This is a genomic window from Pseudoalteromonas piscicida, from assembly GCF_002208135.1.
Taxonomy (GTDB): domain Bacteria; phylum Pseudomonadota; class Gammaproteobacteria; order Enterobacterales; family Alteromonadaceae; genus Pseudoalteromonas; species Pseudoalteromonas piscicida_A.
In genome coordinates this window covers 281,614-305,614 of the sequence record NZ_CP021646.1, presented here as the reverse complement: position 1 = coordinate 305,614, position 24,001 = coordinate 281,614, and the positions used below count along the sequence as shown (strand labels likewise).

21 protein-coding genes and 1 pseudogene are annotated in these 24,001 nt (G+C 43.6%); 10 read left to right on the top strand and 12 right to left on the bottom strand.

The window, feature by feature from the left end; genetic code table 11:
* The first annotated feature begins 33 nt into the window (after positions 1 to 33).
* The 3 genes from B1L02_RS01425 (at position 34) to B1L02_RS01415 (ending at position 2,696) form a co-directional block, all read left to right on the top strand.
* On the top strand, positions 34 to 654 hold the full coding sequence (locus B1L02_RS01425; RefSeq protein WP_088529649.1) for an endonuclease: 621 nt from the start codon (positions 34 to 36) through the stop codon (positions 652 to 654).
* A gap of 63 nt (positions 655 to 717) precedes the next feature.
* On the top strand, positions 718 to 2,310 hold the full coding sequence (locus B1L02_RS01420) for a S41 family peptidase (RefSeq protein ID WP_088529648.1): 1,593 nt from the start codon (positions 718 to 720) through the stop codon (positions 2,308 to 2,310).
* Complete coding sequence (locus B1L02_RS01415) at positions 2,310 to 2,696, top strand: hypothetical protein (RefSeq protein ID WP_088529647.1); 387 nt, start codon at positions 2,310 to 2,312, stop codon at positions 2,694 to 2,696. The genes B1L02_RS01420 and B1L02_RS01415 overlap by 1 nt, the downstream gene beginning before the upstream one ends.
* A 23-nt stretch (positions 2,697 to 2,719) precedes the next feature.
* Here B1L02_RS01415 and B1L02_RS01410 read toward each other — a convergent pair.
* Positions 2,720 to 3,606 (bottom strand): annotated as a pseudogene (locus B1L02_RS01410) (LysR family transcriptional regulator).
* Positions 3,607 to 3,713: 107 nt separating this feature from the next.
* On the opposite strand from B1L02_RS01410, the gene B1L02_RS01405 reads away from it, so the two are divergent.
* Both B1L02_RS01405 and B1L02_RS01400 read left to right on the top strand, forming a co-directional pair.
* A complete protein-coding gene (locus tag B1L02_RS01405) occupies positions 3,714 to 4,280 on the top strand; it encodes an NADPH-dependent FMN reductase (RefSeq protein ID WP_010607787.1) in 567 nt (188 codons plus the stop codon).
* A 121-nt stretch (positions 4,281 to 4,401) separates the two neighbouring features.
* Positions 4,402 to 5,088 (top strand): 4'-phosphopantetheinyl transferase family protein, encoded by a 687-nt coding sequence (locus B1L02_RS01400; RefSeq protein WP_088529646.1) that lies wholly within the window; start codon positions 4,402 to 4,404, stop codon positions 5,086 to 5,088.
* A gap of 158 nt (positions 5,089 to 5,246) precedes the next feature.
* Here the strand turns inward: B1L02_RS01400 and B1L02_RS01395 are convergent, their stop codons facing one another.
* From B1L02_RS01395 to B1L02_RS01380, 4 genes are all read right to left on the bottom strand, one after another.
* Positions 5,247 to 5,762 (bottom strand): DUF2489 domain-containing protein, encoded by a 516-nt coding sequence (locus B1L02_RS01395; protein WP_088529645.1) that lies wholly within the window; start codon positions 5,760 to 5,762, stop codon positions 5,247 to 5,249.
* Positions 5,762 to 6,349, bottom strand: coding sequence for a Der GTPase-activating protein YihI (yihI, locus tag B1L02_RS01390; RefSeq protein ID WP_088529644.1), 588 nt, complete (start codon positions 6,347 to 6,349; stop codon positions 5,762 to 5,764). The genes B1L02_RS01395 and yihI overlap by 1 nt, the downstream gene beginning before the upstream one ends.
* 24 nt (positions 6,350 to 6,373) lie before the next feature.
* Positions 6,374 to 7,027: a class I SAM-dependent methyltransferase gene (locus tag B1L02_RS01385; RefSeq protein WP_088529643.1), complete on the bottom strand. Its 654-nt coding sequence runs from the start codon at positions 7,025 to 7,027 to the stop codon at positions 6,374 to 6,376.
* 636 nt (positions 7,028 to 7,663) lie between these two features.
* Complete coding sequence (locus B1L02_RS01380; protein ID WP_088529642.1) at positions 7,664 to 8,296, bottom strand: c-type cytochrome; 633 nt, start codon at positions 8,294 to 8,296, stop codon at positions 7,664 to 7,666.
* 452 nt (positions 8,297 to 8,748) lie between these two features.
* Between B1L02_RS01380 and yihA the strand changes: the two genes are divergently transcribed.
* Positions 8,749 to 9,387 carry a ribosome biogenesis GTP-binding protein YihA/YsxC gene (gene yihA / locus B1L02_RS01375; RefSeq protein WP_088529641.1) on the top strand — a complete coding sequence of 213 codons (639 nt, stop codon included), beginning with the start codon at positions 8,749 to 8,751 and terminating at the stop codon, positions 9,385 to 9,387.
* Positions 9,388 to 9,412: 25 nt separating this feature from the next.
* On the opposite strand, the gene B1L02_RS01370 is transcribed toward yihA, so the two are convergent.
* From B1L02_RS01370 to polA, 3 genes are all read right to left on the bottom strand, one after another.
* Positions 9,413 to 9,943 carry a DUF1285 domain-containing protein gene (locus B1L02_RS01370; protein ID WP_088529640.1) on the bottom strand — a complete coding sequence of 177 codons (531 nt, stop codon included), beginning with the start codon at positions 9,941 to 9,943 and terminating at the stop codon, positions 9,413 to 9,415.
* Positions 9,930 to 10,499: a YceI family protein gene (locus B1L02_RS01365; protein ID WP_088529639.1), complete on the bottom strand. Its 570-nt coding sequence runs from the start codon at positions 10,497 to 10,499 to the stop codon at positions 9,930 to 9,932. Before B1L02_RS01365 ends, B1L02_RS01370 begins: the two co-directional genes overlap by 14 nt.
* A 652-nt stretch (positions 10,500 to 11,151) precedes the next feature.
* A complete protein-coding gene (polA, locus tag B1L02_RS01360; protein WP_088529638.1) occupies positions 11,152 to 13,908 on the bottom strand; it encodes a DNA polymerase I in 2,757 nt (918 codons plus the stop codon).
* Positions 13,909 to 14,340: 432 nt separating this feature from the next.
* Here polA and elbB point away from each other — a divergent pair, with 432 nt between their 5' ends.
* From elbB to B1L02_RS01345, 3 genes are all read left to right on the top strand, one after another.
* Complete coding sequence (gene elbB, locus B1L02_RS01355; protein WP_088529637.1) at positions 14,341 to 14,991, top strand: isoprenoid biosynthesis glyoxalase ElbB; 651 nt, start codon at positions 14,341 to 14,343, stop codon at positions 14,989 to 14,991.
* A gap of 252 nt (positions 14,992 to 15,243) precedes the next feature.
* A complete protein-coding gene (locus tag B1L02_RS01350; RefSeq protein WP_088529636.1) occupies positions 15,244 to 15,636 on the top strand; it encodes a c-type cytochrome in 393 nt (130 codons plus the stop codon).
* A gap of 221 nt (positions 15,637 to 15,857) precedes the next feature.
* On the top strand, positions 15,858 to 18,428 hold the full coding sequence (locus B1L02_RS01345) for a diguanylate cyclase domain-containing protein (protein WP_088529635.1): 2,571 nt from the start codon (positions 15,858 to 15,860) through the stop codon (positions 18,426 to 18,428).
* On the opposite strand, the gene rep is transcribed toward B1L02_RS01345, so the two are convergent.
* Positions 18,414 to 20,429 (bottom strand): DNA helicase Rep, encoded by a 2,016-nt coding sequence (rep, locus tag B1L02_RS01340; protein ID WP_088529634.1) that lies wholly within the window; start codon positions 20,427 to 20,429, stop codon positions 18,414 to 18,416. The genes B1L02_RS01345 and rep overlap by 15 nt on opposite strands.
* Before the next feature lie 194 nt (positions 20,430 to 20,623).
* On the opposite strand from rep, the gene ubiK reads away from it, so the two are divergent.
* On the top strand, positions 20,624 to 20,893 hold the full coding sequence (gene ubiK / locus B1L02_RS01335) for a ubiquinone biosynthesis accessory factor UbiK (RefSeq protein ID WP_010376312.1): 270 nt from the start codon (positions 20,624 to 20,626) through the stop codon (positions 20,891 to 20,893).
* A 66-nt stretch (positions 20,894 to 20,959) separates the two neighbouring features.
* On the opposite strand, the gene can is transcribed toward ubiK, so the two are convergent.
* From can to B1L02_RS01320, 3 genes are read right to left on the bottom strand one after another with little or no spacing between them, the layout of a single operon-like run.
* Positions 20,960 to 21,628: a carbonate dehydratase gene (gene can / locus B1L02_RS01330; RefSeq protein WP_088529633.1), complete on the bottom strand. Its 669-nt coding sequence runs from the start codon at positions 21,626 to 21,628 to the stop codon at positions 20,960 to 20,962.
* Complete coding sequence (locus B1L02_RS01325) at positions 21,628 to 22,824, bottom strand: methyltransferase (protein WP_088529632.1); 1,197 nt, start codon at positions 22,822 to 22,824, stop codon at positions 21,628 to 21,630. The genes can and B1L02_RS01325 overlap by 1 nt, the downstream gene beginning before the upstream one ends.
* A 27-nt stretch (positions 22,825 to 22,851) precedes the next feature.
* On the bottom strand, positions 22,852 to 23,904 hold the full coding sequence (locus tag B1L02_RS01320) for an ABC transporter substrate-binding protein (RefSeq protein ID WP_088529631.1): 1,053 nt from the start codon (positions 23,902 to 23,904) through the stop codon (positions 22,852 to 22,854).
* Positions 23,905 to 24,001 lie beyond the last annotated feature (97 nt).

Sequence of the window (24,001 nt, the reverse complement as noted above, 5' to 3'; positions counted from 1 at the left end):
CATTCCCTGTATTCCACCATTTGGTGAGAGGTTATGTCACGATATTGCTATATCTTAGCGCTTAGCTTATTTGTATTAACGGCAAACGCCCAAGAGTTCACATCTTTCTATCAAGCAAAAAAACACTTATCACAACAAGTTACAGACAATACCCGCACTCTATATTGTAATTGTAATATCAAAAAGCAAGGTAAAAAGCTGGTGCCAGATGTTGCAAGTTGTGGTTATACCCCGAGGTTACCTTACACTCGCAATGGCAAAGAAAACGTCCGTGCTCACCGTATTGAGTGGGAGCATATCGTGCCCGCGTGGGAATTTGGACATCAGTTGCAGTGCTGGCAAGATGGGGGCAGAAAAAACTGCCGTAAAGTTAGTGAGCAATTTAGAAAGATGGAAGCAGATATTCACAATCTTGCGCCAGCAATTGGTGAAATAAACGGGGATCGATCTAACTTTCGTTTTGGCATGTTACCAAGTACTGAAGCGAGCTATGGCGCGTGTCCAGTCAAGATAGACTTTAAATTACGCCGAATTGAACCACCAGAATATGCAAGAAAACGCATCGCTGATGCGTATTTTTACATGGAAAAAACCTATGGGCTAAAAATCTCCCCACAGCAGCGAAAATTATTCACGGCTTGGCAGAAACAGTGATTGCGAGATAACCCAAGCGGTGCTAGTTTTTAGTCATACGACTAAAACAGGAACGTGAATACGATGCAACGTATTACTCTAGTTTTCGCATCAACAGCAATGAGTTTGTTATTAGCTGCTTGTGGTGGCGGTGGCAGCGATTCATTAGACACCGATATCCCAGGTGATAACAAGGGACAAACCGAGCCGCCAATTTGGACGTTTAATCAATTTCCTGCGTCAAGTCAGTTTATTAACTATTGCGCCTCCCCAAGAACGGGTACAGACAAATACAATAACAACCAACCTTACCCCGACAAGGTCGGTACGGCGATGCATGAAAAGATGTGGCTCCGCTCTTTTACCAATGAAACCTATCTTTGGTACGACGAAGTACTAGATAACGACCCAACACAATTCGATAGCGTTGTTGATTACTTTGAGCAATTAAAGACAAACCAAACGACGGCGTCGGGCAATGCCAAAGATCAATTTCATTTCTACGAATCTTATGAAAGCTTCCAAAAAGAAGCACAGTCGGGCGTTGCAACTGGTTATGGCATTCGCTGGGCAGCTATTTCCACATCACCACCACGCAATTTTACTGTCGCCGCAGTAGAGCCTAATTCACCAGCAGCGAATGCAGGGATCGTACGTGGAGATAAAATCCTCTCGATAGACGGCGTCGATTTTATTTCAAGCGATAATACCACAGCGCTGAACGCAGGCCTGTCGCCAGAGCAAAGCGAGCCACATAACTTTGTATTTGAAGATAAAGCTGGCAACGAAAAATCCGTTACCCTGACTTCAGTCGATATTGAAACCTCACCGGTGCAAAACGCTAAAGTCGTTAGTTATGGCAACAAGCAGATTGGATATGTGCAGTTCAATCAATTTATTCCAACAGCCCAAGAAGGATTGGTTGAAGCCTTTAATCTATTTAAAACACAACAAATAGACGACTTGGTACTCGACATGCGTTACAACGGTGGTGGTCGCGTCATTATGGCAGCCCAACTAGGGTATATGGTTGCGGGCAACAGCAGCCTAAATAAAACCTTCACTTATAGCACATTGAATGACAAGCGTACTGCTGAAGAAGAGCGAACAGAATTTGAGTCTAGAGCAATAAACTGGGCTGAAAACAAGTTTACATCCACCACGTTGCCCACGGTAACCTTACCTAGAGTTTATATCCTCTCAACACGAGGCACGGCTTCAGCCAGTGAAAACGTGATTAATGGCCTGCGCGGCATTGATGTTGAAGTCTTTTTGATCGGTGGTACCACTCGAGGCAAGCCATATGGCTTTGTGCCCGCGCAAAACTGCGGCACGGTTTACTACACCATCCAATTTGGTTCAGAAAATGCGAAGGGCTTTGATGCTTATGCCGATGGCTTTACCCCATCAGGAGCCTCAAGTGGCGGCGAAACCGGTCTAAGCGCACAAGTGCCTGGTTGTATTGTCGCTGATGACTTCTCAGAACCGCTAGGTAGTCAAGAAGAAGATCTCTTCGCCGCAGCGTTGACACATATAGATACCGGCCGTTGCCCAAATGTAGCACAATTTGCGCCTACCGCTCGACCACAGCATCAAAATAAGGAACATGCTGTTACGCTCCCAGTCTATCCACTGCGGGAAAATGCAATTTTAATGAAGCCCAAGGAGCCGCAATAATGGCGTTTCTAAAAGCGGCGAACCTCACCGTTTTGGCTTTATTGATGCAAGCGTGCAGTAGCGCGCCTGCGTCAACTTCGGTTAATGAGGCATTACTCTCAGCTGCTTCGCCCGAAGTGTTATCACAACTCAAGCAAGCTATAGTGAAACTCAAAGGAGGCGTACCACCGACTCTCGCAAGCACCGTATTTCAACGTAGCCCAACCCTACTGCTTGAGCATGGTCAAAGCCTAGATGGCAATGGCAGTCCAATTTTAGGCGCCCATAATCTCGCTTATGAGAGTTTCATCTTGCAGCTTCGCGACACCCAATGTGTGCTCTACTATCCGAAAAAGGATACCTATGTCGTGCTCAACAAGGTTAGCTGTATTAAGTTTGAAAAATAATGCTTGCCGTAGCGCTCTTACTCTCAGCTCAGGTTGGCAAAGTGGCGCTTTAACACGTCACATAATGCCTGTACTTTGGCAGTTCGATGAACCAGTACATGTGTAACTAGCCACACTTGGCTTAACCATTTTAACTCATCATGCAACACTGGCTGTAAATCTGGATAGCGTTTTGCCACATCATGCTGTAGCCCGCCAATACCTAAACCATTAACAATGGCACGCGACGCGTCTGACGTCTCAGATACCCTAAGCGTTACTTGCGTCTCAGGAATATGCTCATCTACCCAAGCGAAATATGGCACTCTTGCATTAAATCCGGCCACACCAGAGACAAAGTAATGTGCGTGTAGCGCTTCGAGTGTTTTGGGGCTTCCCATTCGCTTGATATAGCTTGAAGACGCATACAGACCAGCTTCTAAAGTATTTAAATGCTGCACTATATAGTCGGGCTCATCGGGCTTTGGTCCAGCCCTCACCGCGACATGCGCCTGTCCATGATCTAAGCGTAAACGCTTTTGGTCTAGAATGACTTCAAGTTGTACCTGTGGGTGTAATTGCTGAAAAGTCAAACAAGGCTCAGACAGCATATCCATAAAGCCACTGACCGTTGTCACCAATAGCTTACCTCTAAGTTGACTGTCCGAGGCAACAATAGAAGCACTCAACTCCATCAAGCGCTCGTCTATTTGACTCGCCGTCGCAAGCAGCTTTTCTCCTGCCTGTGTTACCTGATAACCTCGGGCATGACGGTGAAATAACCGCGTCCCAATGCTTCCTCTAAGCTATTTATTCGTCTCAGTACCGTACTGTGATGGATCTCTAAATGCTCAGCTGCCGCAGACAAGGTGCCAAGCTTGGCAACCGTGTAAGCGACCTTAAGATCCTGCCAATCTGTGAATTTATCCATTACCACCTCTGTGCATATATGCACACAAGCTTTGCGTTTATTTCGGTTTTGTGCAAGTAAAATTTTGCTACTATCACTTTAACGAAACAAAATAAGGTATCAGCAAGATGACTACAGCAAAAATTATCGCACTAGCAGGCAGTTTAAGAAAAGACAGCTACAACCAATTACTCATTCAAGCCGCGGCAAACTTCGCACTAGAAAGTGGCGCAGAAGTAGAAGTGATCAAGTTACAAGATTTAGACATTCCAATGTTCGATGAAGATCTTGAAGCACAAGGCACACCAAAAGGTGCTCAACTTTTAAAAGACAAGCTACGCGATGCCGATGGTATTCTATTGGCAAGCCCAGAGTACAACGGCTCTTTCACTGCGGTGCTCAAGAACGCAATAGACTGGGCGTCTAGAACAGAACAAGGTGCAGTGCCTGCATTTAGAAACAAAGTAGTGGCACTCTATGCAGCCTCACCTGGCGGCTTAGGTGGATTACGCGGCCTCAACCATGTCCGTGATGTGTTGTCTGGTATTGGCAGTTTAGTACTCGCAGACCAATTGGCTGTACCTAGCGCATTTAATGTGTTTGATGACCAAGGTAAAATTAAAGACCCAGAACTTGCAGAAAAAGTATCGAGCCTCGCTCTGCAACTGGTGTCAGTTGCAAGTAAGTTAAAATAACTTTCAATCTCTCGTTCACATCTTGCTATGGACGCTTAGCTCATGCACACTAAGCGTCCAAAGCGAATTAGAGGCGCGGTATCAGCCTTGTAATAATGGATATGAATAACGGGAGCCAGCTTTGCAAAGCATTCAGAGTCACCTATTTACCCCCTATCTTTCTCACCATTTTCATTGCATTCAGTTTGACCCTGACAGCTTTGATGCGCTTTCCTTTGAACAGCAAAATATACTCCTGCCTGCTTCACTGGATAAAGCGGTAGCGAAAAGGAGAGCCGAGTTTTTAGCGGGACGAATATGTGCCAAGACTTGCCTAGCGCAATTTGGACAAGGTGACTTTACGCTGCTTAACGGCACCGACCGAGCGCCTATTTGGCCTGCTAATATTGTTGCAAGTATCACGCATACTCGAGGGATCGCGGCTGCGATTGCTACAGATGATGTCGCTGTGAAAGGCTTAGGTATTGATATCGAAAGAGATATGAAACCAAAGCAAGAAATCGAGCTACAACGACAAATTTTACATCCCGAAGAAGCGGAAATTTTTACGCTTTTTGGCGAGCAAGTGCATTGCCCATTGACTGTTATTTTCTCAGCCAAAGAAAGCATATTTAAGGCACTTTATAGTACGGTGCAAAAGTTCTTTGGCTTTGATGCCGTTAAGCTGACTCAGTTTGATGACAAGAAACTTATTTTTACTTTGATGGAAACGCTACACAGCGATTTAGAAGAAGGACAACAAGTGGAAGTATTTTACCAATGTAAAAACGGATTAGTGCTGACCGAATGTGAATACATTGCACAGTAAAATCATATCTATTCGACTTAAGACTGACTCACTTAAAGGAGTAAATCTGACGCTAGCTGCGTTAAAAATTTCTCATTTAGAACCAAACGCCCGCTAGGGGCGTTTAGTTTAATCTGAAGGTTGGATAAATATCCACTTACCCATTTTCAACAGTCAACTTACTGAAACACGACATTTTCACTGCCAGCAGCCGCTTTAAAGCGCGCTATCAGCTTTTCACAGTCCTGTAAGATCTCCTCTTCTAGGCGCTCTTCAGCACGCCAACGCTGGCTATCCATTTTGAAAATCTCTTTTTTAGAATACTTCTTACGCGCATCATGAGTTGGCATTTCTTTGACTTCATCATACATCTGATAAACACCAGGGTAACTCTGCTGTAAGTCAACTTCCTCGTCAAAACTATATTGCGAGATGAGCACCCAAACTCGTAAACACCCTTCAGAATATTCACATTGTTTTTCCTTCATCGCACGCGCGATCAAGTTAACGCTATCCGCAATTTTTCCATTGCGCTGCTGCCGTGACTTTTCAAGCTCAGCAGCTTTTTGCTCACGATGTTTGGCAATCTGCTCTTTTTGCACCTTCAGCTGCCATAGTAATTTACCCGCGTAAAACGCCAGTCCAGCAATAATCAGGGCACCAATAATGATTGCGATGATCCATGCAGTATTCATTACTTATCATCTTCCTCAAAGTCGTCGTCTAACCATTCATTTGCTAGATCATTACTCATAAACTGATCCATTGGATCATCTTCTTGCATATCACCTTCTTCAAACTCATCATCAATTCCTAAGATCTCACATAGTTCCTGATGACGTGCAATGCCGCGATTGAAGTATTTCGCATCTTTACCTGTTAGCAGTTCACCGCGTTCATGGCGTTCAAGTAGCGCCATCAAGCGTTCGTCATTTTCTAACTGCTCAAGTTCTTGCTCTGGCGTTAACGTCTCTATCGCTGAAGTTAACTTAACTTGCGGCTGCAGGTGGCGTTTCATCTCAGGTTGTGTATTCGACTTAGCCGGTTGCGGCTCTGCAACCAAAGAAATTGGCTTTTTGCTACCAACACGCGGATCTTTATTGGTCGTCGTGTTTGATTGCTCTTTCGCTAGGGTCTCTGGTGCATTTCTAGAACCCGGCTTTTTACCTTTGGTTTTTTTGCTACGCTGCTCTTTTAGTGCACGTAACGCTTGTAGCTTTTCTTTACTCAGCCTTGGTGTTCCATTAGCTGCAACTTTACGTGTCTTTTTCTTTCTGGTCATAATTAGTTATCCAAAATTCTCGCGTTAACTACGCTTGGTGAGAATGATGACATCATTCCCAATAAATTCTAATTCACAATCCTGCTGCGCGGCAAAATACGCAAAGCTTTCCCGACTAAAAAATGAAATATGCGTTAGGTCATTTTTATAGTGCCAATTCGCAAAGCGTGCTTTATCAATGACAAGTTTGGTCATCAAGGCTAGCGGTTTTCCCATTTCTAAGAGTGCTAACAATTGCGTTAATACTTTTGCAGGTTCTGCCAAATGTTCCACCACTTCTGTACTCACGATAAAGTCATACTGACGAGTCAGCACACTAGCATCATTAGCATAGTACAGGTCAAACAAAGCTACCTGATGCCCAGCTTCTTCAAGCATTTTCGCAAGCAGCGGTCCAGGCCCACAGCCAAAGTCTAAGCCTTGGCTTGGTATCACCAAACGTGCCAACAGCGGATCCGCAACTCTGGCTAGAAAGCGACGATAGCCTTCATCGGCAAGATTGTTTTCATGGCTATCATAAATGGCCTTTTCTTGGGCTGGTGTTAATCTCGACTTGGGATCAACCATCACTAACTGGCAGGTTTGACATTGCCAGTACAGTCGATACTTGTCTTGATGGTAGGCTTCAAGCTGATTACCCTGGCACAGGCCGCAACTTAGTAGAGTTGAATCTTGCAATGGTCAACAGTGATTGCTTAATAAGGCGGCTATTGTATCAGGTATAATAGAGGCAACCAAATAAAAAGGCGGCAGAGATTGCTCTCTACCGCCTACTAATCTGAGCGTCACAACTGGACACTTCTCCCTTCGACTTTTAAGTCTTATTATTATTCTTTTTATTTTATTGTCGTCCGTATTGTTTTTATTTTAGACTTCCGTGACACTTTCCATATTGTTTTTATTATGAGACTTCCGTGATTTTCTTATTCTCGGTCTTCCTGACGCTTTCTTGATAATCCCTCGTATCCAACTAGATACACAACTTTGCCACCTACGCTTCCGTATCGAATTGTCCCTTTTTTTGTATTGCCTAGCGACAACGAATAATCTACGCTCCTGAGCTTGAGTTACAACTGTTTAATAACAAATTTCTTACCTTAATTTTTTTAATTAAACAAAAAAAAGATGAATTACATAAACTTACACTGAACAAGAGCTTAAAAATAAGCTAAAACTCACATATTGCCAGAGTAAATATCTCACATCAAAAGTGAGATATATCTCACAACCACAAAAACAAAAAAAGGCAGCCTATGCTGCCCTTTTTTCAATAGTAAGAGTTTACACTGAGAGAGGTAAACTCACTATACGACTTTAGTGTAGACCACCTAAGTACTTAGATAGTACTTCGATATCTTTATCCGTAAGTTTCTTCGCGATATCACGCATCATACCATTCATGTCATTGTTGCGAGTACCATCACGGAACTTCTCAAGCTGTGATTTGATGTACTCTGGGTGCTGGAATGACACCTTAGGGAACTTAGCTAAAGAAGTACCGTTACCACGCGGACCGTGACATGCTGCACAAGCTGGAATACCACGTTCAGCATCACCGGCTTTATATAGCTTCTGACCTACAGCAACAACATCTTCAGGCGTTGAACCAGCAGACATAGATAAAGAAGAGAAATATGCGGCTAAATCTTTCATATCTTGATCTGACAGCGGCATAGCCATACCACTCATCACAGGATCCATACGCCCTTCTTTACCACCAGACGTCATACCTAGCTTAAACTCTTGTAGCTGCTTATAGATATAATCTGCATGCTGACCTGCGATTTTAGGATACATAGTCACAGGGGCATTGCCATCTGGACCGTGACATGCTGCACACGTTGCAGACTTTGCTTTACCTGCTTCCGCGTCACCATCGAATGCCGATGCGTTGCTTGCTGACAACGTACCAAGCAACATTGTTAAAGTTAATGCTATTTTTTTCATGGTAAATTCTCTGTTTCCGACCCTGTAATTTGTACCCTCGCGAACAAAGTCGCTCTCTTTATTGCTCGGGCAAATAATACCAATCAGTACTAATTAGGTTGTTATGTTAATCAGATGAATCATACATGCAAACTTAGCAAATATAACGCCAAACAGCACCGATCCATCTAAATACGCCTTGCTCAGTAGTGACTACTGATAGGTATACACTTTAGATTGACATTGCAATTTCTACATTCTACACGATATTACTTTCTCTGGCACGTTTTCTGCCCATATTAAGCTTATAATTTATAGGGACTTGACCTAGATTAATTAATATTGGCACGACGCTTCGGCCAATTTGCGACAAAAGCGGTGTTTAGAACAACCTCACAATGCTTTTGGTTTCCGTCATACTGTTATAAAATACGCAATTCCATCCGCGAAAGTTTAATCAGTTAGGAGTCAGCGTGCTAAAATCTCGCGTTAAATACAATCAGGCACAATTTATCACAAGTGCCCCAGATATCAGTAAACTGCCACCAGACACTGGAATTGAAGTTGCTTTTGCGGGACGTTCTAACGCAGGTAAGTCGAGCGCACTCAATACGCTTACAGACCAAAAGCTAGCACGCACCAGTAAAACACCTGGTCGAACTCAACTTATTAATACTTTTTCTTTAGGTGAAGATCAGCGTTTGATTGATTTACCAGGTTATGGCTTTGCAAAAGTCCCATTAGAGATGAAGAAGAAATGGCAAAAGGCATTAGGTGAATATTTACAACGTCGTAAATGCCTAAAAGGGATTGTGGTATTAATGGATATTCGCCACCCTCTTAAAGATCTCGATATGGATCTCATCAACTGGGCGACTGGCAGCAATATACCGGTATTGGCGTTGTTGACTAAAGCCGATAAGCTAAAACAAGGTAAACGCAAAGCAGAAGTACTACAAGTACGTCGTGCGCTAGCTGAAATCGACGGTGATATCACCGTTCACGCGTTTTCTTCTTTGAAAGGCATTGGTTTAAACGAATTAGCGTGGAAACTGGATGATTGGTACTTAGGTCCGTTTGTGAAAGAAGTCCAAGAGGAAGATAGCGAGTAATTCTAAGCGCTAACGTAGGGCGCGCTTAGCCAAGATAAAAGCGCGTCTTTGCCGACATCAGATAAAACCCTTTCTCATCTTCTTCGAGCAGTTCAGTCCACTGATAATAGACATTTCGTGAAATTCTAGCGGTTAAGCCATAATTGAGTGTGAGAAATGGAATATCAACCCCATTCACTCGCTCAAGCGCTAACGGAAGTACATCACAAATGGGCCACTCACGGCCTAAATTATCTATCGCGATAATGCAAGGTGATAACTCCAAAGTTGATGCTTCATCACCATAACGCCACTGCTCGATAATAAAAGGATGACCCAGTACCTCAACCTCACAACTTTCTGCTGGGGTTTTTAGCCAATACTTTTGACCATCAAAGATTAAGACACTAGCGAACAAGGCAACAAGCGATTGCCGTTTAATTTCACGCCCCTGATGAAACCAACGGCCATCCGCTGCTATTTTGATGTCAGAAAAACCGCACGACGGCGCCGACCAGTTTTCGGTCGGCGCATGAGTCGTAACATACTGTTTGATTAACGTATTAATTTTGCTCATCAAAAACCAAGTTGAAGCTAACAGGCACGCTAGTCGCGATAGTTTTCAGACCCGCGATTTCTCTTAGTGCTTCAATCCCCTTATCTAAACCAAACTGCTTAGAATCGAGAATAAACGCATTTACAGGCGTAACCACCAAGCCATTAGCACTTTTCGTTATCAATAAGTCTAGGTTGATCTTTTGGATCTGACCATGCAGTGTCAATGTTGCTGTCACATCATTGATCTTTTGCGTACCTGCTTTAAGTTTAGCAAGCACTTCAGAAACATCAGCATTCACTTTAGCCTTCGGATGCTGCGCTACATTGAATAACATCTTTTGCATGCGTTCATTACGGATCGGGATCATGGTTTCAACGCTTGCCAAGTCAATATTAACCTCAAGCTCGCCTTTAGCGGATAATGTTCCATCTAGTGTTTTAAAATGATGTACTTCCGCGATACTCGCCTGTTTCACAGAGACAAAGCTAACATCACTTTGTTGTTGATTAAATTGCCAAGCAGCGAACGCCTGAGAAGAAATTAGTGCACTACCTAAAAGAAGGTACTTTAGCATGACGACTTCCTTATGAAATGAGAGTGAATTGCATTTGAGCGCTCAGTGTAAAACGCAGTGTAAATTAAATAAACCTTTAATCTAAAACTGATGGCTAAGACTAGATATTATTCTTGATCTAAGATTAGAAATTGATTTGTTCAAGAGAAGAAAAAGACGGCCCGTAAAAGTTACGAGCCGCTATAGCAATCTGGGGAGAAGCTATCAATACACTGTATCCTCTTTCGAGAGATACATCATCAACAGGATGTCCTACAGGATGAGGACGGCGCGAACTCTAACAAATAGACGTCCAGAAATAAACACCAAAAAGCAAAACTTAAGCCAATTTGATAAACTTTCAACGTTAATTTTTTTTTTGTTACTAGAGATTAACAGGAGCTACAAAATTAAGACGCTATGCTGCTAGTGTATACTTGCAAACAAGAATAGATTTGCAGTTGCACTAGTCTAATCGAATAGTGCAACTCGGGTAGGTTTTAATACTAATTATCTTAATTAAGTGATCTATTTTGAGGCGAGAAAATCTTGTCGATAACAAGGCAAAAATTTTGCTATTTAGTTGTTCTAAATAAGAAATTTTTAACGCAGTTAGCGTCAGATTTACTCCTTCAAATTGAGCAAGTATTAAGACTAATTGGTATAATATCGACTAGTGCGCTTGTTCCCAGTTGTCGCCACTGTCGGCTTCGACTAATAAAGGTACATCAAGTGATGCAGCTGCACTCATCAATTCACAGATTTTTTCACTGTATTCAGCAACTTTATCGCTGTGTACTTCAAACACCAATTCATCGTGTACTTGCATGAGTAACTGGATATCATTGCTATCACAGCTTTGTAGCCATTCATCAACTTTAATCATCGCTTTTTTAATGATATCCGCCGCAGTGCCCTGCATCGGTGCATTGATAGCTGCACGTTCCGCTGCTTTTCTGCGGGCGCCGTTACGCGCGTTGATATCCGGTAGATACAAGCGACGACCAAATAAGGTTTCTACATATCCTTTATCAGCAGCCTCTTCACGCGTGCGCTCCATATACTCTAATACGCCAGGGAAACGCTCAAAGTACATATCCATATAATGTTGCGCTTCATTTCTTGGAATATCTAACTGACGTGACAGACCAAACGCACTCATGCCATAGATCAAGCCAAAGTTAACCGCTTTGGCTTTGCGGCGCATATCAGAAGTTACCTCCTCTAGCGGCACGGAAAATACTTCAGATGCTGTTGCACTGTGTACATCTTTACCTTCAGCAAAGGCACTCAACAACCCTTTGTCTTGTGACAAATGTGCCATGATCCTAAGCTCGATTTGGCTGTAATCCGCCGCGACGATTTGTTTATTACTGTCGGCAACAAAGGCCTGACGAATACGACGTCCAGCTTCATTGCGGATCGGAATATTTTGCAAGTTAGGATCGCTTGAGCTTAGACGGCCCGTTGCGGTAACGGCTTGGTGATAAGAAGTGTGCACGCGACCAGTATCCGCATTAACCAATTTTGGTAATTTGTCGGTATAGGTGGATTTCAGCTTAGCCAAGCCTCGGTGCTCAATAATCAGTTTTGGCAGCGGATAATCATGCGCCAACTCTTGTAGCACTTCTTCAGCCGTTGAAGGCGCGCCTTTTGGCGTTTTCTTAATCACTGGCAGCTCAAGTTTGTCGAACAATATCGCTTGTAGTTGCTTTGTTGAACTCAGGTTGAACTCCTCACCTGCAATTTCAAAAGCTTGTTGTTCAAGCTCACCCAAGCGTTTTTCAATCTCGATACTTTGCTTCGCGAGCATATCACCATCAATGTGCACACCGGTGCGTTCAATGCGAGAAAGTACGCTCAGTAGCGGTAATTCAATCTCTGAAAAAACCTGCTTTAGGCTATTTTCTTTTTCAATTAACGGCCACAGGTGTTGATGCAATCTCAGCGTAATGTCCGCATCTTCCGCTGCATAAGGCGCCGCCTTCTCTAGCTCAATTTGGTTAAAGGTCAGTTGGTTTTTACCTTTGCCAGCAATGTCTTCAAAACTAATTGTTTTATGGCCTAAATATTTTAGTGCTAAGGAATCCATATCGTGGCGAGTACCTACGCTGTTAAATACGTAAGACTCCAACATAGTATCAAAAGCAATACCTTGCAGTTCCAGCCCTGCTCGGGCGAGCACACTTTGATCGTATTTTAAATTTTGACCCACTTTTTTGATCTGAGGATCCGCAAGCAGCGGTGCCATGATCTCAAACACAACGTCTTGAGAAAGCTGTTCAGGCGCCCCCACATAATCGTGATTAATTGGTAAGTAAGCCGCTTCGCCTGGTGCAACTGCAAAGCTCATCCCAACTAGTTCCGCCTGCATATAGTTAACACTGGTGGTTTCAGTATCAAAGGCGATGAGTTCCGCAGCTTTTAGCTTAGTTACCCAGTCATCAAGCTGCGTTTTTGTCAAAATCGTCTCGTATTGGGTGTCAACCTGCGCCGCTGCAGGTGCCGAGCCTTCAGCCTCCACATCAACGATATCAGCTTGTGACTGACCATCCAGTAACTCAGCTAACCAGCGCTTAAATTCACACTGACCATATAGCTCGATTAAGCGATCTTTATTCATCTCAGCTATCTTGAATTGCTCCAAGTCTTGCTCTACTTCACAATCCAGCTTAATAGTGGCTAATTCATACGACAGTTTTAACTGCGCTTGGTGTTCCTCTAGTTTCTTCGCCATGGTTTTTGAGCCACGAAAACCTAAATCAGCAATTTTATCTAAGTTTTCGTAGAGCGAATCGATAGAGCCCAACCCCTGTAGCATCGCTAATGCGGTTTTTTCACCAACGCCAGGTACGCCCGGAATATTATCGACTTTATCTCCCATTAACGCGAGATAGTCGATGATCAGGTCAGGACCAATGCCAAACTTATCCACCACCCCTTCTGGGTCTAAGATCGTATTTGTCATGGTATTGATCAACGTGACATGTTCATTGACCAATTGCGCCATATCCTTATCACCAGTGCTGATTAGCACATGGCGACTTTGCTCTGACGCTATTTTTGAGAATGTACCGATCACGTCATCAGCCTCGACACCACTTATACTTACCAGTGGCAAACCCATTGCTTTAATTATTTCGTGGATCGGCTCAATTTGCGTTCTCAGATCATCCGGCATAGGCGGGCGATGCGCTTTATACTCGCTATACATTTCGTTGCGAAAAGTCGGCCCTTTAGCGTCGAAGACTACTACCATATGACTTGGTTGATATTGTTTAAGCAAACTCTTAAGCATATTGATCACACCGTAGATCGCACCAGTTGCTTCACCTTTTGAGTTTGTTAAATGTGGTGGCGCATGATAAGCACGAAATAAATAGGAAGAACCATCAACCAAGATCAACGGATTTTGAGGGATCTGAGACATAAATATTGGATCCTAAATTAGTCTTTTGTGGAGTAGAATGTAAGGATGCCACAAGGCACAAGATAAAACGAGTTTCGCGTTATCTCATCATTTAGATAAATCGTGCCTCACCTGTGGATAACTTTGTAGACAAACACGAAAATTCGCTCCGGAACTTTGATTTAAAAGTCAGAGTGAAAAATAAAACCTTGATTTACTTGCGTTTTTTATGTCTTTTTTATTGTTATTATCTTTACCGCTTTGTGGATAAAGAATTTTTTTAGTCACGCTTAACAAACTGGGTGAGTAAAAAATAGCCTGATTTTCTCAAGCGGAGGAGTATACTAACACAATTGATCAAAGATCATAGAAGATCCTTTATAATTTTTTAATTCGTGCATAATTCTTTTTATGCATATAGCGCGTATGATGTGACATTGAAGGGAGAAATGAATGAAAAAAGTAGCGGTAATTTTAAGTGGCTGTGGTGTGTTCGACGGTGCCGAGATCCACGAGTCAGTATTAACACTACTCAATCTCGAAAAGGCAGGGGCAAGCTATCAGTGCTTTGCACCTAATATTGATCAATTCCATGTGATCAATCACATCACCGGTGAAGAACAAGATGAGCGTCGTAATGTCCTGATAGAAGCCGCCCGAATTGCACGCGGAGAAATTGCAGATCTGGAAACATTAAATGCTGATGAATTTGACGCTTTAGTATTACCGGGTGGTTTTGGCGTAGCAAAGAATCTTTCCGATTTCGCCTTTAAAGGCGCAGACTCTACGATTCTTGAGTGCGTAAAACGCGTATGTCGTGAGTTCAACCATCAGCAAAAGCCAATAGCTTATTTATGTATTGCGCCAGCACTCATCGCCCATATCCATACACCAGGTACACTCGCGACCATAGGTAATGATGTTGATACCGCAGCTGCAATTAACACGCTTGGCGCAAAACACGTGGACTGTGAAGTGACTGAAATCGTCGTTGATGATAATGAAAAAGTGATTAGTACACCGGCATATATGCTGGCATCATCAATCGTCGAAGCCGCGACTGGTATCGAAAAGGCAGTGACGAAACTCATCGAAATGGCCTAGAAGCGATCGCAATAAGTTTTTGCTCGTATTATCGTATTAGTAGAAGAAAGCGCCAAGGCCGAACGACTCGCATTTCGGCCTTGCGTTATTGCAAATTTAGGCGAAAAAGCTTGCCCTAACGCAATAAATTAATGGTTTTAACCATTTATACTCAAGTTTACGTTTTATAAATGAACAGGTGACGTTATAATCCCACTAATTCCGTCATCCATTATCGTGATTGAACACGTTCAAACGAAGTGAGCAAGGTAAATGAAAAAACTTTCAGCAGCACTTTTATTGCTATCAACAGCCGCAGTTGCGCAACCATACGACAATTCTTTAACTGAAGAAGCGATTAAAAAACGCCTTCAGCCTATCGGCTCAGTATATTTAGCTGGCGCTGAGAGTGCAGCAGAAGCCGAGCCATCAGGCCCTCGCTCGGGTGAGCAGGTTTATCAAGCAGCATGTTTTGCTTGTCACGGCACTGGTGCACTAGGCGCCCCAAAAACAGCTGACGATTGGGCTCCTCGCCTAGCAAAAGGCTCAGACGTACTATTGGACCACGCAATTAACGGCTTTAACGCAATGCCTCCTCGCGGTACTTGTATGAACTGCTCGGATGATGAGATTGCAGCAGCAATCGATTTCATGACAAGCAAATAAGTATTTCAACTTCTCTATTTAGGGTAGAAAGACTTATTAGACAGTGCAGCGTTTATCGCTGCATTTTCGTCTCAATATGGTTCCATAAAAGCCGTGATTAGCACTGGCTTGATATCGCTTTATAAAGCGAGCAGGAATGAGAAATTTACACTTGACCGCCTCGGCTAAAAGTGAAACTATTAAGCTCAATAATTAAACAACAATAAGAACTGGTTTCATCATTGGAAGAGCCACAACAGCAGGTTAAGAGACTATCTCGGCGAACCGCCAGATTAGAGTCTTTACTCAAAAAATATAAAAGAAAGTCTCAACTTCAATACACATTAATTCAGTTATCAGAACAGGCTAGCACTGTTGCTGAGCTTACCCTGTTGTATCCCGCAATCCACAATATTCTATCTCAATATTTACCTAGTAAAAGCTTTTATGTCGTCCTGCAAAATCGTTTTACTCAAGCACTTGAGTTGTCGTATTTTGTTGATGAGAAAGACGGTATTTCGGTCCCACTTCATGAAGCACATCACTTTAAAGATGGTGTGACTGGCTTTGTATTTAAAACCGGTGAAACCGTTTATCTCACCAAAGACGACATGCTATCGCGAGCCAATGCTGGCGAGTTTAAGATAATGGGCAGTCAAGCAGAGCACTGGGTGGGTGTACCTATCTATCGCGATGGCGCAATTATTGGCGTTATGGTGTCGCAAAGTTACGAAGCCGAGCAAGTCTACAGCGATCATCAGGTTGAATTGCTTGAAGTAATGTCACTGTATTTAGCTACGGCGATTGAACGCGTTAAAAAGCGTGAGTTACTAGAGTCTGAAGTGAAAATCCGCACGCGGGCACTAATGCAAAGTAATGAAGCACTGAATAAAGAGATAGAAAACCGCAAACGCGCGCTAGAAAGGCAGCAAATCCTATTCAAGATTTCTGAATTAGCAACCCAGTTCTCCGATATTGACGATGTTTACCAGCAAGTTCACGACATTATTCGTTCTATTACTTTTGCCGATAACCTCTATATAGCACTTTACGATAAAGAAACGAATTGGCTTACCTTCCCGTATAGTGTTGATGAAAAAACCAGTTATAACCCTCGCCCATTTGCAAAAGGGTATAGTGAGCTGGTCATTCGCACTGAACAAAGCCAGTTGATAGACAATACCCGTGCCAAAGCCTTAGCACTCGAGGGCACAGTAGAGCGTCCCGCAGGCTATAACCACAAGCTTGCTGCAACAAGTTGGCTTGGTGCACCATTAAAAACGGCTACTGGCGTCATCGGCCTGATTGCGTGCCAGGCTTATGAGCACAAACACGAATTTAATTATGATGATGTTGAACTGATCTCTTTTGTTTCTAATCAGATTGCCTCTGTACTACAAACGCATCTAGCAAACCAAGCACTAAAGATCAGTCACCAGCAGTTAGAACATCGAGTTGCGGAAAAAACCAAAGAGCTACAGCAAGCCAATTTACATCTGCAAATGCAGATGGAAGAGCGCAAAAAGATTGAGCAGCAGCTTTATCATGATGCCCACCATGATTCACTCACGGGTCTACCAAATCGTAGTTTGTTTTTAACTCAGCTCGAAAAAACGCTGAAGAAACATCATCGTTATCCCGAAGATAATTTTGCAGTTCTGTTTATCGATTTAGATAAGTTTAAAGACATTAATGATGAATTAGGTCACCAGGCAGGCGATCAATTTTTAGTGTGGGTAGCTCAGTCGTTCTCAGAGTGCATTCGTGAACACGATTTACTAGCACGACTTGCAGGTGATGAATTCGTGATCTTACTTGATCACCTAACCGATCGTCAGCAAGCGGAAGATGTCGCCAAACGTATTATCAAAGTTATGCAGCAACCTTTCTGTTTGAAAGGGGTATGCATGCAGAGCGGTGCCAGTATTGGTATCACCTATAGTAATAAGCTATACCGTAACACCGATGAAATTATCAGAGATGCCGATGCAGCAATGTATTATGCTAAAAACGCTGGGCGTGGTCGCTATGAGTTTTATCACCCATTGCTTACCGCAAACTCAAACGCTCAGAAGCATCAAGAGCAACATCACTTAGATAAGCTCCCTACCCATTTCCGCTGCACGGAAGTCGTGAACTGGTCTGATAGCGCTCAGCCCATTGGCTTTTTAGAAGCCTTTGGCGAACATCCGGTGTTAGGCAGTACAAATTTTGACATTCTAAAAAAATTTGCCGCAGAAAAATCTCAGCTCCTTGAAATTGAATTGCACCTACTCAATAAAACACAAGAGATAGCCCGCAGCCGCGATGAGGATATGCTATTTGGCTGCTCAGCAATGTTACTAGAAAGCACACATTTTGAAGCCTTAAAGCAGCAGCTAAAACGGCGAGACAAAACGCTTTGCCTGCTCTTCGAAGAGAGCGAAATTCGCTTTGCTTCTAGCCAGCAGATATTAAATCTTAGAGCCTTAGCTGATATGGGGATCCCAATCGGGCTGAATAACTTTGGTAAAGATCGCTGCGATCTAACCCTGATCAGCCAAGTTGACTTTACCTATCTCTTATTAAGCTCGACGTTTAGTAAACGCGTCCTGCAACAAACGAGTTATGAAGTTCAATTGCAAGGTATTTTAGCGGTTACGAAGGTTAAGAATATTAGGGTCATTGCCCGCGGTCCTGCGATTTTAAACTTTAGAAGCTTACTAGAAAAGCATGGCTTGCAGCTGTTTTTTGGCAAGCAGGAAATACTGGATAAGGGCAGCGAACGTGTGGCCTTTATCCAGAGTTTTGATAACGAATCAGTCCCGTCTTAGCATTGCCCGCAAATTCGCAACGTTAGACTTACCTTTTTCCATTCGCTCTGCCTGTGTCGCCACAGGCTTTTTCCCTTCAATTTGTAAATCATCTTGCGGCAACTCTTGAACAAAGCGACTCAGCTCTGGGGTGATCTGCTCGCCAAATTGACGACGACTCTTGGTATAGGTCAATGTTAAGGTTTGCTGAGCTCGAGTTATGCCAACGTAGGCCAGGCGCCTCTCCTCTTCGACATTATCTTCGTCGATACTCGTTTGGTGAGGTAGTAGCCCTTCTTCCATCCCCACCATAAATACGTGTGGATATTCGAGACCTTTAGACGCATGTAGCGTTAATAACTGCACCGCATCTGAATCATCCTCTTCTTCATTGCGTTCAAGCATATCTCTTAACGTGAGTTTACTCACCACTTCTGGCAATGTCATGGCCGGGTTATCTGCATCTCCCGTAAGCATATCACTTATCCAACGGTATAATTCTGATACGTTTTTCATCCGCATTTCCGCCGCTTTCGCACTTGGGGATGACTCGTAAAGATAAGCTTCGTAATTAATTTCACGGATCATATCTTTTACCGCTTCCAAAGTATCTCCGCGGGTTGCTCGGTCGGAAAGCTCAACCACCCAGCGCGCAAATCCCATCAATGCATTTAAGCCACGACCCGCCAAGCGATCCGCAAGCTCCGATTCAAAACACGCAGCAAATAGACTGATATGGTGCTCATTGGCAAAGCTACCTAGCTTTTCTAAAGTCACAGGACCAATTTCGCGTCTTGGGGTGTTTACGATACGTAAAAATGCGTTGTCATCATCTTGGTTCACTAAGAATCGTAAATAAGCCATGATGTCTTTGATTTCACTGCGTGCAAAGAACGACATGCCACCACTAATTTTGTATGGAATACGGTTGGTCATGAGTGCCTTTTCAAACACTCGAGCTTGGTGATTACCCCGATAGAGCAATGCATAGTCGCGATAGCTGGTACGTTTCATAAACTTGTGTGAAATGATCTCCGCGACTACACGTTCTGCTTCATGCTCTTCATCACGAGTCGCTATCACACGGATCGGGTCGCCATACCCCAGCTCACTAAACAGTTGTTTATCAAATTCATGGGGATTGTTAGCGATAAGGATATTCGCGGCCTTTAGGATCCGCCCAGCACTGCGGTAGTTTTGCTCCAACTTGATAAGTCTTAGGCCCGGAAAGTCTTTGCTCAACAACACTAAGTTTTGCGGTTTAGCGCCACGCCATGAATAAATAGACTGGTCATCGTCACCAACCACAGTAAAGCGTGCGCGCTCACCAACCAGTAGTTTCACTAACTGATATTGGCTGGTATTGGTATCTTGATACTCATCCACCAGCAAATAGCGGAAACGTTGCTGCCAGCGCTCTCTCACATCAACCGACTGATTCAACAGCAAAGTTGGGATCATGATTAGGTCATCAAAGTCTAACGCATTGTAAGCACGGAGCTGCGTCTGATAACGCGCATAAAGCTGAGCGAATAGCGCTTTTTGTGGCTCTCGCGCTTCTCGAATAGCGCGCTCTGGTAGAATAAGCTCATTCTTCCAGTTACCAATCTGCATTTTCAACAAGTTGAGTAAGTCTTTGTCACGCTCAAGCTCTTTTTCAGTGAGCTCACTTAACAATTGACTAGTATCTTGATCATCAAACAAGGAAAAACCTGGTTTATACCCTAAGGTCTTAACCTCTTTTTTAATGATTTCCAGCCCCAAAGTATGGAATGTCGACACCCACAAACCCTTAGCTTCTTGCTTACCCAAAGTTTGTGCCACCCGCTCACGCATTTCTTTCGCCGCTTTGTTGGTAAAGGTGACCGCTGCGATATTCCTTGCTTTGTATTCACACTGCTGCACTAGGTAGGCAATTTTATTGGTAATAACGCGCGTCTTACCAGAGCCCGCCCCTGCCAATACAAGGCATGGACCACTGATGTATTTTACCGCTTCGTCTTGTTTTGGGTTGAGCTTCATGCAACTAATCCGGTTATCTTCTCGCTTGACACAATGTTGGCAACAACTGTGAGTGCTGAGGGGTTGAGGAATTCTTATAAACTAAGCACGCTAGTTTACCGTATCCATATAAAACTATGAAGCGAACCTTTTCCGTCTGCAGTGCATAAGGTAAGATGGATTCCGTATACTGACTCGTAAGCTAAGGTAAGAAGATGATTAACCCAGCCAAAATTGAAGAAATTGCTAAGCAAATTTCCAGTAACATGCCACAGGGCGTAAAGAATCTTGCTGAAACATTTGAAGCAAGAACGAAACAGGCGATCCAGAGCAAATTATCAGAAATGGATTTTGTTAGCAGAGAAGAATTTGATATTCAAAGCAAAGTGCTGATCCGCACGCGTGAAAAATTGGTTGAACTTGAAGAAAAAGTGGCGCAGTTAGAAGCACAACTTGCCAGCCAAGCATCCGACTCGCAGGAATAAGCAACCGAAGCTTCGGATAGTAAAGCGTGCGCTTATGCCGCACGCAATCCCTAAGCTCTGTTGACCCTAGCAATAACGCTGATTCACGCCAAGCAGAGACTTTTCATAGCAATGTGACAGTTGCTCCATATCTGCTACAGCGTTCACCACCTCATTCAAGAGGCCATCAGCGAGACCATAGACCCATCCGTGTACCGTCAAAGCTTGGCCTCGCTGCCAGGCATCTTGAACGATATTGCTCTGACACACGTTGCGTACCTGTTCAATCACATTTAACTCACAAAGGGCTGCACACTGTTTTGCTTTGCTCACTTGTTCAATAATCGCTTGGTGTTTCTCTTTCACATCAGCGACATGACGCAGCCAGTTGTCGATAAGACCAAACTTTGCGTTATCCAGTACGGCTTGCACTCCACCGCAACCATAGTGACCTACCACCATAATGTGATCCACTTTGAGTACCTCAACCGCATACTGCATGACCGACAAACAGTTGTGATCAGTATGCACAACGACATTGGCCACGTTGCGGTGAACAAATAACTCCCCGGGCATTAAATCAACAATCTCGTTGGCAGGCACACGAGAGTCAGAGCAACCAATCCACAGATAATCTGGATTCTGTTGTTGCGACAGTTTTTTGAAAAACTCGGGATCACTGGCATTGGTGCGATCTGCCCACTGTTTATTATTATCGAGTAAGTGACTCAGCGGACTGGGACTCGTATTACACATTAAGGGTTCTCCGACTGACGTTCAGCCTGTATCAAAATATTCCTTGGGGTGAGTGACTTTTCACAAAAAGTACTAAGGGTGACATCATACCCAGCTGCTTGCAGATATAAAACCCTATCTAGGACCAACCAGATCTCAATCGCGCGACGAAACAAGTGCCGCACTAACTCAATTCTGTCCGTTACTTGTTTTCGTTCACGCCCCATACGTTCATATTGGTCAAAATCAATTCCGTCGGGCAGGACGAGTTGCTTCTGCTCAGCAGCCCAATAACAGAACTCACTAAACTCGCCCGAAAAAATGGCCTTATTGACTGAAGGCACACTCACATAATATTTATCTGTGGTGAGTTCTCTGCGCAATGCGTCAAACCCTAAGCGCCAGCTTACCTCTTTTTTACGTACTTGCGCCACTCTCCCAGGCGCTGTAACTGTCTCTTGCAGCGCTAACTTCATATCGTGATGAGATAAATTGAGCTGGCTCTGCTGTGCTTCAACGCTCATGGCTTGATAATTAGGTGGCGTAAATAAGTGATAGCAACACGGAGAGAGCGATAGCTTCTTCATGCCATTAGCCACAGCTTGACGCATAAATACACGATGCAATTCGCCACATGCATGCAGTGCAATGCCATGGCGATTTTCAATAAAGTGGTGATGTGTGTCATCTTTCAACACGTCGGCACAATGAAAATGAAGGTTTAGATTTTGTCGCTTCGCACTTTCCTCTCCTTGTCGGCATAGATCTGCTTGCAGCTCGATACTGTTCACTTCAGGTGCGCCATGATAAGAGAGCATACGGCCTAAATGACCTTTACCTGCGCACCATTCTAGTACCGATGCTTTGGTTTCGTTTACTGCGGCAACAAAATCTTGGAGTTGCTCCAGTTTGCGTCCTTTTATGCCATTGCTCAGCCAAAATGGTAACTCATCTCTGTGACCCACTTTTTGCGGTAGTGCAGTTAGGGCAGTCAGTTGTTCAAGTTCAGGAATATGGCGACTAAAAAAAGCAAAGAGCGCATCGGTGTCATTGTCTAATGCGGATACTGCGTCGTCGCTTAGCTGCAGTAGTTCGGATTGCAGTTGTGGCCAAGGAATAGTGAGATGCTCAAATGCAACGACCTGCCAATATTGTCGGGTATCGAATAATAATTTATCTAGAAGTTGAAAGCGTTTGCTCGGTTCCACAATGGCCACGGTTGTCAGGGAAACAATATCCTTATTCTAGCGTAATTGTTGATGATATTTACGAGAAAAAATTAAGTGGATATACATGGGAATACAAACCAATGTCAAAATCGCTGCAATAATCAACACCCAAGATAATTTGGGTGGTTCATTCTTCACTTCTGAATAAATAAAACGCGCTTTGTGCTCATGAAATAGACTCAAATCTAAGTGATATAGCTGTGCTATCCATTGCCATTTTGCCGTCGACATTGTTCCAATTGGAATATTAGCCACCTTTATGAACTCCCTTAACTTCTCTGCCTCAAATGCGAGCTGTTCTAGGGGTTTTTGGGTAGCGTATTGCTGTTTAGTTATCGCTAAGGTTTCTTCTAGATGTAACATAGCGTATCGCCAACCTTTAAGGCTCGCACGACGAAAGCTTTTAACAAGCTCAGGACGGTTTTCTAGTACGCTTTCCGTAGTAAAGAGCACGTCAGCATAAACGTTTAAACCAAACTGCTTAGGGCAAATTTCACGGGTTGATAGACCGCTTTGCTGCACAGTATAGGGCTCATTGGTGCTATAAACTTGCATCGCATCAAATTTACCCGCGATAAAGTCTTTCAGTGGCTCACTGCCTGAATACAAGCGCATATTTTGTGTATTGACGCCTGCACGTTGCAACATCATGAGCAATTCGCCGTTTTCAGTGTGGCCTAAATGGCTCAGGCGTTTCCCCTGAAAATCACGGGGAACATAAATATCACTGTCAGCCCTCACCATCCAACAGTAAGGAGAAGACTGTAACACGGCTGCAAGTGCCACAAAGGGTTTACCATTGAGCCTTTGTTTCAAGAGGCCTGAGTGAAACACACCGAACTGTGCTTGGCCGTATAGCACGAGAAAATCAACGTTAGGATTATTGGGGTCGGCAGGAAGAATATGAACATCTAACCCTTCTTCTTGATAGAACCCCTTTTCTTTTGCCATATAGTAACCAGCAAACTGAAATTGATGCGTCCACTTTAACTGTAGTGTGACTTTTTCAAGGGCTACAACCTGAGTGTTAAACAATAAGAGTAGTAACGCAGCATAATAATGAAACATCGTATCCTTGCGTTTTTTAGCTGATAATAGCTAACTATAGTTTAAGGCACTCAGGCTGCCATTAAGATTGGGTAAGTATTGAGTATAACAGTGAGTC